Raw genomic sequence first — 13,752 nt, 5'->3', positions numbered from 1 at the left:
TCCTTGTGAGTATAGAATGTGTAGAATCACATGGCGGTATGCACTTTTAAATTGGTAATTTAATGAAAGAGTTTAGAATAAATCCTCTTCATCGTTCTCGTAACGGAATCCAGGCGTAATATTTAGCGTTTCTGTGTCTGCAACTGCTTTTGAAATAGCATCTGTAAAATCAACGAAGCTTTCAAATCGCTCTACTTTATCAAGTTTTGGCTTTGTTTTTGGAGAAGCAGGGACAAATACTGTACAGCAATCCTCAAACGGTCGATTTGAAATTTCAAATGTATCAATTTTTTGGGCGATTTCTACAATTTCTTCTTTATCCATCGTAATTAATGGACGAAGCACTGGTGTAGCTGTCACATCATTAATAGCATACATGCTCTCTAGAGTCTGACTGGCAACTTGTCCCAGGCTCTCTCCTGTAATAATAGCAAGGCCTTCATTTCTTTTACGAAGCTGATCCGTTATGGTAAGCATCATTCTTCTTGTTGAAGTCATCGTATAATTCTCCGGAACTTGCTTCTGAATCATTTGCTGCACTTCAGTAAACGGCACAATATGCAAGGTAACTTTTCCACAAATCTTAGAAAGCTTTTCTGTTAAATCAATGACTTTCTGCTTTGCGCGTTCACTTGTAAAAGGGGGACTGTGAAAATGGACTGCCTCCACTTCAATTCCCCTCTTCATTGCTAAGTAACCAGCTACAGGACTATCGATTCCTCCTGAAAGCATTAGCATGGCTTTTCCGCTTGAACCAGCAGGAAGACCTCCTGCACCTTTTATATTTTCACAGGATAAATAAACCCCTTCTTCTCTTACTTCAATTTGCAGGTTAATATCAGGATTTCTCACATCTACCTTTGCATGCTCAACATTCTTTAGGATATGAGACCCAAAAGTATGGTTCATTTCCCCAGTATCAAGCTCGAATTTTTTATAGGCACGTTTAGAAGTGATTTTGAACGTTTTGCCTTCCTCAAATACCTTCATAAATAATGCTAATGAAGCATCTCTAATTTGATCGATATCACGCTCCGTCTTAATGGCCAGACTGAAGGATTGGATGCCAAACACTTCTTTTAAACACTGTGCAGCACTTTCTCCATCTGCTCCGTTAAGTTTTACAAACATTCGATCACGATGCGTTTCTATTTTTATTTCAGGAAATTGGTATAATACTCGTTTGACATTTTGTCTTAATTTATCTAAAAACTTGCTGCGGTTTCGCCCTTTTGTAGAAATTTCGCCAAACCGGATTAATATGCGGTCATAATTGATCATGTTTTCATTACCTTTCTTAAACTCGTAATTGAATTTTTTACTGCCACAATAAATAATTGCGCTTCTTCCAGTGTATTGTCATAAGATAAACTCACACGAATCGCTCTTTTGGCAAGGTCTTCATTCACGCTCATAGCCAGCAGTGTCTGGCTGACTGCCTTTGATTTTGACGAGCATGCACTTGTGGTTGAAACATATATATCATGCTCAGCAAGAGCATGGACAAACACTTCTGCTTTCATACCGCTGATTGAAAAATTAATGATATGGGGAGCGGAATGTTCTTCCGGGGTATGAAGGATGATTCCATCGATCATGCATAATTCCCTTATCAGATATGATTTCATTGCAACTAGCCTACTGAATTCTGCTTCTTGTCTTGAAAGCTCCATTCTCAGCGCTTTTGCCATTGCAACGGCGCCTGGCAGGTTTTCGGTTCCGCTTCGAATCTGCTGTTCTTGACTGCCTCCAGAAAACAGAGGAGAGATTTTTACTCCTCGTCGAACATACAAAGCGCCAGTACCTTTTAATCCATGAAATTTATGAGCTGATATGGTGCAGAGATCAATATGACAGTCTCTAATATTTAAAGGAACCTTTCCAATCCCCTGAACATGGTCCACATGAAAAAGAATATTAGGATAGCTTTTTAGTATTGCCCCGATTTCATGAATCGGCTGTATGGAGCCTACCTCATTATTTACATGCATGATTGATACAAGCACAGTATCATTTGTTATAGCTGCTTTTATATCTTCAACATTTACGATGCCTCTATAATCAACCGGAATATAGGTAATATGGAAGCCGATTTCCTGCAGTTGCTTCATGGCTTCCTTTACGGATGGATGTTCAATATCAGTTGTAATTAAATGTTTTCCGCGCTTGGCAAGTGCTCCTCCTTTGATGGCAAGGTTGTTTCCTTCTGTTCCACCAGAAGTAAAAATAATCTCCTGTGCATCCACATGCAGCAGCTTTGCCATCTGTTCACGCGCCTGAGCCAGAAGCTTTTCAGACTTCGCTCCATATGAATGAAGGGAAGAGGGATTGCCATAGTAAGCCTCACTAACCTTTACAAATGATTGGATTGCCTCTTTATATGGTTTCGTTGTTGCGCTATTATCAAAATAAATCATGAATGGTCACCACCTTATGCAATTCTCAATCTTACCATAAATAGCAGAAGGACGATATAAAGAATGACTGCCAATATTAATAATATAGCGGAATATTTTTGCTAATATTTAAATTATTTTAAAATCTGCTATTTTTAAAAAATCATGTTACTATGAAAATGTTCTAAACATTTTGAGGAATGAAAGGAAACAGCAATTGTTTAGGAGGATTATTCTTTGAAACAAAATTCGCTTTCCATTAAACAAATATTTGTAATAGGATTAATGCTATTTGCTTTATTTTTTGGAGCTGGAAATATGATTTTTCCTCCATTTATGGGCCAGGAGGCTGGCACTTCTGTCTGGACCGCTGCTTTCGGCTTTTTAATTACAGGTGTTGGATTGCCCTTATTAGCGATCATTGCCATTGCAAGAACGGGTGATGTACAAACAATGGCCAGCAGAGTTCATCCTGTCTTTGGAGTTGTATTTACAGTGGTCATGTATTTGGTTATTGGGCCATTGTTCGCTATTCCGCGTACCGCTACTGTTTCTTTTGAAATTGGTGTTATTCCGTTTCTTAATGAAAACGTTTCCAATACTATTTGGCCTCTACTCTTTTTTTCAGCAGTATTCTTTATCCTAACTGCATGGCTAGCTATGAATCCAACTAAACTCGTCAATACAATCGGAAAGGTTTTAACACCTGCTCTATTAGCCATTTTAGGAATTATTGTGATAAAAGCCATTATTACACCGCTTGGCAATCAAGGTTTGCCGGAAGACTCTTATAATGATGCCGCATTTTTTACAGGATTTATTGAAGGCTATTTAACGATGGATACGATCGCTGCTCTGGTATTTGGCATTATCGTGATTGGGTCTATTAATAGCTTAGGCGTGAAAAATCAGAAATCAATTACAAAAATATGTGTAGCAGCCGGACTCATTGCTGCTGCCGGACTTGCCGTTATTTACATGGCACTTGCTTATATTGGTTCAACCGCACCTGAAGCCATTGGCTTTCAAGATAATGGCGGTGCTATTTTATCCGCAACTGCACGGTATTTATTCGGTCCACTTGGATCAGTCATTTTAGCAGCAGCCATTGTTTTTGCGTGTTTAACAACCTCCATTGGACTTGTTTCATCTTGTGCGGAGTATTTTTCAAAGCTATATCCAGCTTTATCTTATAAAATGATTGTGATTGTATTCTCGCTTTTTAGCGCGATACTGGCTAACGCAGGACTGACTCAGCTTATTACGTTTTCTATTCCTGTTCTAGTCATTATTTATCCGCTTGCAATTGTATTAATTGTTTTATCCTTTTTTCATCATCTGTTTAAAGGCTATTCCTTCGTCTATGTTTGTGCTTTGCTGCCAACAGGACTCATCAGCTTGGCGGATGGTTTAAAAGAAGCTGGTGTCAATGTTTCAAGTATACATAATGCACTCGCATTTTTGCCTTTATTTTCAGAAGGACTCGGCTGGATCACACCTGCATTTGCCGGTGCGTTTTTCGGATACATTCTATCCTTCTATATGGGCAAAAAGGTGCTTTAGGCGAACCTTAGCAGCGATCGGGAAAGATCATACAAAAGGCTTAGAGTTTATTCACTCTAAGCCTTTTTCACATCTTATTCTTCTTTTAACAGCTCTTCTATTTTCTTTAATGCACCAGGATCAACTTCTTCAATAGAAGAAGCAGCCTGTTCAAGAGATGTTTTATAATCGTAGCTTCTGAAAGCCTGTTCTGCCTCCTGCAATGCCTTTTCAATAGAAGGATAGGAACTTCTATAGCGGTTTCCATATTGGATTACTTTTTCAGCCAGCTGGATGGTTTCAATCATTTCCTCTGTATATTGTACCAGCTTATCCACTGTCATTACAGAAACTTCTAGATATTGCTGAACAGTAGGAATGTTAAGCGGTTTTTCTTCTAATTTTAGCATCACATTTTCTAAGCTTTCTTTTGTATCATGCACCAAATATTTATATTCCTGAGATAAGCCTGGGATATTGCTTTTAGAAACCAGTTTAATTGTATCTGTCATGGTCTTCTTCAATTCTGCCACAGTTTCTCTTGCAGTCATTTCATCTTTTCTAAGCGCCTGCAGCTTTTCTGAGAATACTTCCTGTTCAAGGCAAATTTCATCCAGACTTGACTTAATCTGCAAAAACTCTTCCTGCAGCTGTGTTTGTGCAGAACCTTGACTTTTCATCTTATGATGGAGCACATCATATTTTTTTGTTAGAGCAGCTAATGTTTTTTCCAATTTAAGTTGTACTTCTTTATCCTGCTGGTCAACATGGTAGCTTTCACAAATTTCGTTAAGCTCTCTCTTAAGAAGCTTATTGCTTTCTAAACTATTATAAAACCTTTCACTTACAAGTGACTCCTGCTGCTGTAAATTATGCTTTGCATGTACTTCCTGTTCGAGAAGATCGTATAAAAGGTCGATACTGTCTCTCATATCGTCTACTGTACTTTGCACATTTTCGAGCTCCGCTTTATGAAGTGATTCCAGGAGCTGATTAAGCTCTTGCTGAAATTGTTCAAGGTCCTTATCCAGTTGAATATGATCAAGAATATAACCGTTTTCCTGCATTTCTTTATACCCATCACGTAGATCCGACATTTGAGATGGCAGCTTAGATTGGCATTCAATCAGCAATTCAGGAATGGTTTCCATGCACTTCTGCAAATGATTAAGTATTTCTTGAATCGCCAGCACAATTTCACGTGCCTCCAAATAATTCCCTTGTTCTGTTTTTTCATCAAATTGCTCGAATAAGTCAGCAGCTTTCTCAAATTGCTTTTCTAATACTTCCTCTGCTTTGCCGAATGTATGTCTGTGTGCGAGTAAAATCTTTTTATTTTCACGATAGTTTTCTTTTAATTCTTCAATTTCAAGTCTGTTCTTTTCCTCGCTGCCAACAAGATCTTTGACTTCTGTAAGCAGACCTTTAATTTGCTCTTCAATACGTTCAAGGCTGCTTTCAATTGCACGTAATGCCTCTTTCGCTTTATTGAAACGATATTTATCTATTGATTCTTCAGCATCAAACAAATATTCCTCAACATTTGGAAGTTCTGCTGTTACAATTTCATCCCAGTTATAACGCCATGCTTCAAACAGTTCTTCTGTCTGACCGGTCATATTCAGCTGTTTCACCTTTGCCATTTCATCCAGCACAGGGCGATTCATAATATCCATTTTCCATGTTTCAAGCCGATCGACTTCTTTATAATACTTCTTTTTTAAAAAGTAACCTGTCAAATATATAAGAATGACAATTACAATACCGCCAATTATGTATTCCACTTCTTAAAAGCCCCCTGTTCTGTTCCGAGCCGGTATGTTCATCTATACTTTCACTTTTCGTGTTCAATTCAATGTTTTTATGATACCATGTAAACGACATTTTTTGACTATTTATTTCACATTTTATCGAAATAAATCACTAAATCTTTAACATTTGTTCATATGCAGTTCAAGGAGGGCAATCAGAATATGAGAAAAGATGGTCATATCCATACACCATACTGTCCGCACGGATCAAAAGATTCTCTTGAAAGTTATATTATAAAGGCAATATCACTTGGATTCCAAGAAATATCCTTCACAGAGCACGCACCTCTCCCTCCGCAGTTTGCAGAACCAACTCCGCTAAAGGATAGTGCTATGTCCATTGACCGGCTTGAAGCCTATTTTACAGAAGTAAATATCTTAAAGGAAAAATATAAAAACAGCATCATCGTAAATGCTGGATTAGAAGTAGATTTTATTGAAGGGTATGAACAGGAGATTAAAGCTTTTCTTGACGAATACGGGAATCTTATCGACGATTCCATTTTATCCGTCCACTTTTTAAAGCATGATAACAAGTATGACTGTGTCGATTATAGCCCGGATGTTTTTGAGGAGATGATCAGCAGATACGGCAGTATTGAGAAAGTCTATAATCGATATTATCAAACCGTCCACCACTCTATAAACACTGACCTGGGAAAATATAAGCCCAAAAGAATTGGACATATCAATCTTGTTGAAAAGTTTAAGAAAAAATTTCAGAGTAATGAAGATTTTAAGCAAACGATTACTTCCATACTGACAGCAATAAAACAAAACGGATATGAGCTGGACTATAATGGCGCCGGCTCAAGTAAGCCTTTATGCCGCGAGCCCTATCCGCCTTTATGGGCAGCTCAGGCTGCACTGGATATGGGCATAAAACTTGTTTATGGATCAGACGCACACCAAGTCAAAGAGCTTGGCCAAGGCTTGCAGATGATGATCGGGCAGCAGCACTTAAATCGATAGAATAATGATTACACAGTCAGCATCTTTTTATCCTGATGCTGGCTGTTCATCCTCCCATCCACCCAGCTGTATAACTCTTGTAAATATTTGTCTGCGAAATATTTTTCTTGGGGAAGAAGATACAGCACCTCAGTCATATAATGTGTATTTAAGAAAGGCATTGTCAGCAGACCCTTCAGCTGCAGCAAATAATAACCCGAGGATTCTCGTCGAAATTCCCCATTTGCAAAGCCGTGTTCAAATATTAGCTGAAAAAAGTATTTTTCCTTCATGGCATATGTGGACATAATTTCCCGGACCATCTGTGAATCTAAAGACATTTCTCTCACAATCATTCTTGTTAATTGACTATTGTCAAATTGATAAAGCATAATCTTTTCAAGTGTCTTCTTTAAACAGCTGACAGCTCCATCTTCTAAAGAGGCGACACCTTTTTCCATTTCTCTCAAATAGCCTTCATAATACTTTGTAAAGCAATATTCCAGCAAACCCTCCTTATTGCCAAAGTAATAGGCAATATTTGCAGAATTCGTTTCAGCCTTGTCTCCAATATCACGGACGGAAGTGCCTTTAAAGCCCTTATGATTAAATAAGTATACTGCAGCATCAATAATTGCGTCCCGAGCGTTTCTTTTCAAAATCTTTCCTCTCTTTCTGCTTCAGCTAAGATCGTATAATATTTTTTAGATTAATCCGAGGAAACTTACTGTTCATTGTGTTTCTACCTTTGCTATAATGTATACATTCTTGTTAAGATTTCGAGATTCCTTTATAAAGATCTCGACAAATTCTAGCGAAAATCCTGTGATTTTGCGATACATTTCCATACATTTCTTGAAAGATAGGTGAACCATGATGTTTAACGTCGAAACATACCGCGGTACACGCGAAGAAAATTATGACCTTGTCATAAAGCAGCTTGCTGCTTTGCTTGAAGGAGAAACAAATACAACTGCAAATTTAAGTAATGCGTCTGCTTTACTTAATCAATTTTTAGATCGTGTCAATTGGGTCGGCTTTTACGTGCTAGAAGAAGGAGAGCTTGTGTTAGGACCTTTCCAGGGGTTGCCTGCATGTGTACGGATTCCTTTAGGCAAAGGTGTCTGCGGATCATCTGCACAAGAACAAAAAACATATAGAGTGGAGGATGTACACCAATTCCCTGGACATATTGCATGTGATGCGGCCTCACAATCAGAAATTGTCGTGCCTCTAATCAAAAATGGCGAACTCCTTGGCGTCTTGGATATTGATTCTCCAGAAAAAAATCGTTTTGATGAAATTGACCAGAGCAAACTGGAACAATTTGTTCAAGAACTTGTTAAACATTTATAATTTGCTTTATATATCGGCACGTGAACTAGTCATTCAGAGTGCGGAGCAAATATAAACATTCAACTTTCTATAAGTACAATGATAAAACCCGAACGATAAGCAGAGATCGTTCGGGTCTTTTTTAAATTACTCATAAACAATCTGGCTTAATGGCCCGGTTTCTATATTATATTTTTCCCAAAGCATACTTGAGGTCATTGCGCAGATCCTCCCAAGCTTCCAGTCCAACAGATAATCTGATCAGTGAATCTGATATTCCCATCTTCTTTCGATCCTCAAAAGGAACCGAAGCGTGTGTCATCGTTGCCGGATGCTGAATTAATGTTTCTGCATCTCCTAAACTGACGGCAATTTGAATAAGTTTTAATTCGTTCATAAAGGCCTGGGCAGCCTTTTTATCTCCCTTAATTTCAATGGATATTAATCCTCCAGGTCTTCTCATTTGTTTATTGGCAATTTTATAATCAGAATGTTCAGGGTTGCCTGGGAAATAAACTTGTGCAATCTTTTTATGATCATATAAAAATTCTGCAAGTTTTTCCGCATTGTCAGAATGGCGATCCATCCGGACAGCCAGTGTTTTTAAACCGCGAAGTAAGAGCCATGCATCAAACGGGGAGAGTACTCCGCCAATATCTTTTTGTGTCGTTTGAGCTATTTTGCTCATGATTTCCTTGCTGCCTGCCGCTATTCCAGCAATGACGTCTCCGTGTCCGCTTATATATTTAGTAGCACTATGCACCACAATGTCACAGCCTAGCACTAATGGATTTTGCAGATATGGCGAACAAAACGTATTATCTACGACAACTGGAATTCCTTTTTCTTTCCCTACCTTTGCTACCATTTCCAAATCAACAAGCTGCATGGTTGGATTAATCGGTGTTTCAACATAGATACAGGCTGTTTCTGGCCGAATCGCTCGAAGTAGTTCTTCTCTTGATCTCATTGGAGAAAAGTCGTGTGTAATTTTATATTTTTCTTGAATCAGCTTCAACAATCCAAATGTACATCCATACACACCTTGAGAGCATACGATGTGATCGCCCGTTTTTGTTAAAGACAGCAGAATAGCAGAAACTGCTGCCATACCAGAGCCAAATGCAAGTGCCGCCTCAGCCTGTTCCAATTGTGCTATTCTTTGCTCAAGCATGGATACTGTTGGATTGCCAAGACGCGAATAAATAAACCCATCCTCTTCACCTGAAAAACGCCTCTCTCCTTGTTCAGCATTTTCAAAAGTAAAGGTAGACGTTTGAAAAATTGGCGGTGCCAAACTGCCTTTATGTTCATTTGAGCTGTATCCGCCATGAATGGTCATGGTCTCGAAATGTTTCTTATGCATACAAGTATCTCTCCTCTTTTGTAAGCGTTTACATCATCCTCTTACTAGAATATGATACTTTCTCAAAAAATGGAAGAGTAATAGCTTCATTTATTATTGCACATTAAAAATCGATCAGCATATTGAGCAGGGTACAATTGATCATTTGAAGTTTTTCATAAGTTCATGATTAATAAAATTAAACAAAAAGATGCCCAAAAGGACATCTTAATTTTGAACAACCAGTTTGTTTTTTCCGGTTTCCTTTGCTTTATAAAGAGCTTTGTCTGCTCGTTTAAACAAAGCAGAATATGAATCTTCTTCTTGAGAAGCCGTGATATTCGCTTTAGACCAATATGAAACTCCACATGAAATGGTTACATGAGGGTTAGTCGTCTCACTTACCTTTTTCACGAGTCTGTTGGCAATAGCAATGCCCGCTTCTAAGACAACATTCGGCAAGTATACGGCTAGTTCTTCACCGCCCCATCGTGCCCCAATATCTGAACCGCGGATATTCTTTCTGATCATATTGGCAACTTGAACGATTACCTCATCACCGGCCTGATGACCATAAGTGTCATTTACCCTTTTAAAATTGTCAATGTCAATTAGCATGAAGGTTCCTTCTTGGTCCTCATTCATTGAGCTATAAATCTTTTTATCAAGATAGCTCCTTGAGAAAAGTTTTGTAAGATGATCTGTAACGACCATTCTCTCTAACTCTTCTCTAAGCATTGAATTTGTAAATGCCAATGTAGAGTGGTGGATGAGCGACTGCAGCAGCTTAAAGGCTTCAAAGGAAAAATGATAGGGCTGATGATGCATGACGAGCGCAAATCCCTTTAATTCACCAGATTGATCCATCGGAACAGCCATAATGGACTTAAACCCATTGTCTTCTGAGCCCTCAGGAAAATGAAAATCTCCTAAAAATAATGGCTCCCTTTCTTTCGAGATCTTATCCTTCATCAGATGAATATATCTTTCCGATTCTCTTACTTGAAAGAAAGGTGTGCTGCCCTGCAGAACATTGATATCTTCTCCATCATTCAATAATAAAATGAAGCCAACTTCTTCAGCACCAAACGAACTTGAAATTTGTTCGGACATATATTTCATTGTTTCAGTTAGTCGTAAATCTGAATTTAACCGATGAGAAGTCTCATTAATGAGCTGCAAGTCCGAAATTAGACGTTTCGATTGCTGATAAAGCTGAGCATTTTCAAGTGCACTTCCAGCCGTATTTGCAAGCAGTGTGATGAATTCCACCTCATTTTTAGGGAAATTAACCGTGTTTGGTGCAATAACCTGTAAAACGCCATAAACACCCTGCTTGCCCATTAACGGCGCATACAGCACTGACCTTTCATACGACTGAGAATCCTCAAATTGAATCGTCCCAGTTACATACGCCTGCATAGCAGCAATATTTTCACTATCATATTCCAAATCCTTAATCGGCAGATCTGTATTATTATTGTTATCATGAGATAGAAGCAAATAGTAGGTGAATGTCGGGTAAACCTCCTGCAAGGTTTGAATGATCTCTCCTAAAACACTATCCATGCTCATGGAAGAGTGAAACTTCTCTGTTACCCGAAATAATTGCTGATATCTCTTTTCCTCAGAGAGAACAGTCGAAAGCTCTTGGATTTTTGCTAAGAAATGTCCGCATTCGGTTGCTAAAGATTGTAAAACTTCTTCTGATAAGATACATTCCTTTACATTCCCTTGAAAAACGAGACAGCCCAGCACTTGATTTTTCTTTTTCAGCAGAAGCATAAAAGCACTTCCATTTAGTTCAATTAAACTCGTTCGCTTTACTGGTGCACCGCTCCTGCTTATGTCAGGAATGGCACTTAAGTCAAATCTTTTTGGAAACTGACTCACATCTATTGTGCCAATTGGAGCTGTGAGTTGAAGAACTTGCTCTCTTTCATTACATTTATATAGAAGGATACCAGGCACTTCAAGCAATGAATGAATGGCTGTTAGCATTTTATTTACAATATGATCATAATGAAATAAACCACTTTCTGTATCAATAAGATCATAGAAGTGACTTTTTAGTTTTAATATTATTGGATCTTCCTTTGTATTGACCATCAACATCATCACCTGTTATCATGCTGGCATTTATTTTACGCAGCATGCCCACTATTATTTAATCCTGCAAGTTCTCAACTATGTTAAAACTGCCGTCCTGTTCAACAACCAGCCATAAGTCCTGATCAGCTGTCAAAGAATGAATGGCAGTCGGTTTCTGCACCCCTTTTTTATGCAGCTCTTCCTTCTTTTCTGTTGTTAGCTCAACTTCAAATAAAGGATCTTCCATTTTAAATGCTTCATCGCGATCAGCAACTTTCAGCAATTCATCCAAATAAAGCCAATCATTACTCATATATACCCATATTCCTCGATTTGACTCATCATTTGAGAGCTTTTCTGGTAATCCTTTTAAGGTGACTGCCTGAATGGCTGAGAATTTATGCCCATTCGATATGTCCACTTCATAGATTGCCAGCACAGGCTCCTGATTTGTCTCTTTGTATATAGCCACTTTGGGATTTTCGTTTATGGATGTTCCCTGTGCTATAACTAGATAAAGCGGTGAATATGTGTCATTTGAATCAATGACTTCATGATTCCTCTTATATAAAAAAGCTAGTATAGTCACACAGATACATACAAAAATGAGAATCAAGCGGATACGTTTTTCTTTTCTTGATTCCTTCACAACGATCACTCTTATATCTATTTTCCTATATTATAACATTAGGTTGCCTTTTCCTGTATATTTAATTTCATTAATTATTGTTTTACGATATGATGGTAGGATTATACCTATATTTATGAAAGAAGCATACATTCCGGCAAGCTGGGTAAGAGCTTATAGTGTCATTTCACTAGCCTTCTAGCCCCGGGCTGCTGAACCAAAGCAATAAAAAATATGCAAGTATTGTATCCTTATCTGGAAGCCAATGTTATTTAAAATAAGCGGAGTTATTCCGGTTAAAATGAAGAATGGAGCCATTCCGGTCTAAATAAGCGGAATATTTCCGGTTATTCATAGCAAAATGCTCCATTTTCACATATTTTTAGGAAATAGTCGGAAATCCTCCGTCTATTTTAGCTATTTTCAGTGTTTTTTTATAAATAAGAGGAATTTCTCCGCTTATACCTCACATTGCTTCAGTAAGCAGCCAATTGAAGATTCCCTTTAATGAGCTTGGCTGCTATGCTTTCCTTTTTTAAAGTTGAGATTACTATTGACTTATTGCAGGAAAAAATTATATAATACTCTTTGTGTAAAATATTGCAGCCTATGCAAACACTTTTCGTTCTCATTTTGTTCCTCAATCAGATACATTCTGAGGATGGGGTACTGTGTAACCCTTAGCTGCTAGGGCGAAGGTACATGAAAACAAAATGGTCTTAGAGTTCGTAAGCATCTGTTTTTATTTTACCCAAATAAAAACACTAAAGGAGGAGTCTCTCATGGCTCGTTATACTGGCCCAAGCTGGAAATTATCTCGCCGTCTTGGCATTTCTTTAAGCGGTACAGGTAAAGAATTAGAAAAGCGTCCTTACGCTCCTGGACAACATGGTCCAAACCAACGTAAAAAATTATCTGAATACGGTTTACAATTGCAGGAAAAGCAAAAGCTTCGTCACATGTATGGTGTGAACGAGCGCCAATTCCGCAACTTGTTCGATAAAGCAGGTAAAATGGCTGGTAAACACGGTGAAAACTTCATGATTCTTCTTGAATCACGTCTTGACAACGTTGTTTATCGTTTAGGCTTAGCGCGCACTCGCCGCCAAGCTCGCCAAATCGTTAACCACGGTCACATCATGGTTGATGGAGCTCGCGTAGATATCCCATCATACCGCGTAGCACCTGGTCAAACAATCACACTTCGCGAAAAGTCTCGCAACCTTGACATCGTGAAAGAAGCAATCGAAGTAAACAACTTCGTACCTGATTTCGTTTCTTTTGACGCTGACAAATTAGAAGGAACATTCACTCGCCTTCCTGAGCGTTCTGAACTTCCTGCTGAAATCAACGAATCATTAATCGTTGAATTCTACTCTCGTTAATCTATTGATTAACATACGAAAAACCCTTAAAATGTTAACCATTTTAAGGGTTTTTCTTTTTGTCTGCTTTTCTATATTTTATCGTCTCTGGTAATAAGAAAGTAAAAAGATGCGCTTCTCAAAGGTCCTTTCATTTAACATCTTTTCGTTCTTTCACTGGGTCATTCTTTTTGTTACTGGCAGGCTTTGAATCATTTTTTACTTCCTCAATCTTTACCATGCAGCAAGCAGTTTCTTTTTTTCCAAATAAACCTTTTAATATATTCAT

12 protein-coding genes are annotated in these 13,752 nt (G+C 38.2%); 4 read left to right on the top strand and 8 right to left on the bottom strand.

The genetic code is table 11. From position 1 onward, the window contains the following. Positions 1-72: 72 nt before the first annotated feature. A complete protein-coding gene (gene thiI / locus B7E07_RS05510; protein ID WP_080844426.1) occupies positions 73-1,281 on the bottom strand; it encodes a tRNA uracil 4-sulfurtransferase ThiI in 1,209 nt (402 codons plus the stop codon). After that, the gene (locus tag B7E07_RS05505; RefSeq protein ID WP_080844425.1) at positions 1,278-2,417 is read right to left on the bottom strand and encodes a cysteine desulfurase family protein; all 1,140 of its coding nucleotides are present in this window, start codon (positions 2,415-2,417) and stop codon (positions 1,278-1,280) included. Before B7E07_RS05505 ends, thiI begins: the two co-directional genes overlap by 4 nt. 216 nt (positions 2,418-2,633) lie before the next feature. Here B7E07_RS05505 and brnQ point away from each other — a divergent pair, with 216 nt between their 5' ends. Next, on the top strand, positions 2,634-3,959 hold the full coding sequence (brnQ, locus tag B7E07_RS05500; RefSeq protein WP_080844424.1) for a branched-chain amino acid transport system II carrier protein: 1,326 nt from the start codon (positions 2,634-2,636) through the stop codon (positions 3,957-3,959). A 74-nt stretch (positions 3,960-4,033) separates the two neighbouring features. Here the strand turns inward: brnQ and ezrA are convergent, their stop codons facing one another. Beyond that, complete coding sequence (ezrA, locus tag B7E07_RS05495) at positions 4,034-5,722, bottom strand: septation ring formation regulator EzrA (RefSeq protein ID WP_080844423.1); 1,689 nt, start codon at positions 5,720-5,722, stop codon at positions 4,034-4,036. Between the two features lie 189 nt (positions 5,723-5,911). Here ezrA and hisJ point away from each other — a divergent pair, with 189 nt between their 5' ends. Further along, on the top strand, positions 5,912-6,721 hold the full coding sequence (hisJ, locus tag B7E07_RS05490) for a histidinol-phosphatase HisJ (RefSeq protein ID WP_080844422.1): 810 nt from the start codon (positions 5,912-5,914) through the stop codon (positions 6,719-6,721). 8 nt (positions 6,722-6,729) lie between these two features. Here the strand turns inward: hisJ and refZ are convergent, their stop codons facing one another. Next, positions 6,730-7,359, bottom strand: a complete 630-nt coding sequence (gene refZ, locus B7E07_RS05485; RefSeq protein ID WP_080844421.1) for a forespore capture DNA-binding protein RefZ — start codon at positions 7,357-7,359, stop codon at positions 6,730-6,732. Between the two features lie 217 nt (positions 7,360-7,576). On the opposite strand from refZ, the gene B7E07_RS05480 reads away from it, so the two are divergent. Continuing rightward, positions 7,577-8,056, top strand: coding sequence for a GAF domain-containing protein (locus tag B7E07_RS05480; protein WP_080844420.1), 480 nt, complete (start codon positions 7,577-7,579; stop codon positions 8,054-8,056). 166 nt (positions 8,057-8,222) lie between these two features. Here the strand turns inward: B7E07_RS05480 and megL are convergent, their stop codons facing one another. The 3 genes from megL to B7E07_RS05465 all read right to left on the bottom strand — a co-directional run bounded on the left by megL (position 8,223) and on the right by B7E07_RS05465 (position 12,060). Continuing rightward, entirely contained in the window at positions 8,223-9,401 is a 1,179-nt protein-coding gene (megL, locus tag B7E07_RS05475) for a methionine gamma-lyase (protein WP_080844419.1), read from the bottom strand. A 207-nt stretch (positions 9,402-9,608) separates the two neighbouring features. Then, a complete protein-coding gene (locus B7E07_RS05470; protein ID WP_080844418.1) occupies positions 9,609-11,495 on the bottom strand; it encodes a sensor domain-containing diguanylate cyclase in 1,887 nt (628 codons plus the stop codon). Between the two features lie 52 nt (positions 11,496-11,547). After that, positions 11,548-12,060 carry a hypothetical protein gene (locus B7E07_RS05465; protein ID WP_218970401.1) on the bottom strand — a complete coding sequence of 171 codons (513 nt, stop codon included), beginning with the start codon at positions 12,058-12,060 and terminating at the stop codon, positions 11,548-11,550. Positions 12,061-12,881: 821 nt separating this feature from the next. Here B7E07_RS05465 and rpsD point away from each other — a divergent pair. Beyond that, positions 12,882-13,484, top strand: a complete 603-nt coding sequence (gene rpsD / locus B7E07_RS05460; RefSeq protein WP_066442997.1) for a 30S ribosomal protein S4 — start codon at positions 12,882-12,884, stop codon at positions 13,482-13,484. Between the two features lie 130 nt (positions 13,485-13,614). Here the strand turns inward: rpsD and B7E07_RS23530 are convergent, their stop codons facing one another. After that, the gene (locus B7E07_RS23530) at positions 13,615-13,752 is read right to left on the bottom strand and encodes a hypothetical protein (protein ID WP_176215117.1); all 138 of its coding nucleotides are present in this window, start codon (positions 13,750-13,752) and stop codon (positions 13,615-13,617) included.

It is taken from the genome of Cytobacillus gottheilii (assembly GCF_900166665.1).
GTDB lineage: Bacteria > Bacillota > Bacilli > Bacillales > Cytobacillaceae > Cytobacillus > Cytobacillus gottheilii_A.
This window is presented reverse-complemented; position numbering and strand designations above follow the sequence as displayed.

Bases quoted from the DNA above. Each gene is read 5' to 3' on its own strand.
- thiI (WP_080844426.1), bottom strand. From the start codon at position 1,281: ATGATCAATTATGACCGCATATTAATCCGGTTTGGCGAAATTTCTACA.
- B7E07_RS05505 (WP_080844425.1), bottom strand. From the start codon at position 2,417: ATGATTTATTTTGATAATAGCGCAACAACGAAACCATATAAAGAGGCA.
- hisJ (WP_080844422.1), top strand. From the start codon at position 5,912: ATGAGAAAAGATGGTCATATCCATACACCATACTGTCCGCACGGATCA.
- B7E07_RS05480 (WP_080844420.1), top strand. From the start codon at position 7,577: ATGTTTAACGTCGAAACATACCGCGGTACACGCGAAGAAAATTATGAC.
- megL (WP_080844419.1), bottom strand. From the start codon at position 9,401: ATGCATAAGAAACATTTCGAGACCATGACCATTCATGGCGGATACAGC.
- B7E07_RS05470 (WP_080844418.1), bottom strand. From the start codon at position 11,495: ATGTTGATGGTCAATACAAAGGAAGATCCAATAATATTAAAACTAAAA.
- rpsD (WP_066442997.1), top strand. From the start codon at position 12,882: ATGGCTCGTTATACTGGCCCAAGCTGGAAATTATCTCGCCGTCTTGGC.
- B7E07_RS23530 (WP_176215117.1), bottom strand. From the start codon at position 13,752: ATGAATATATTAAAAGGTTTATTTGGAAAAAAAGAAACTGCTTGCTGC.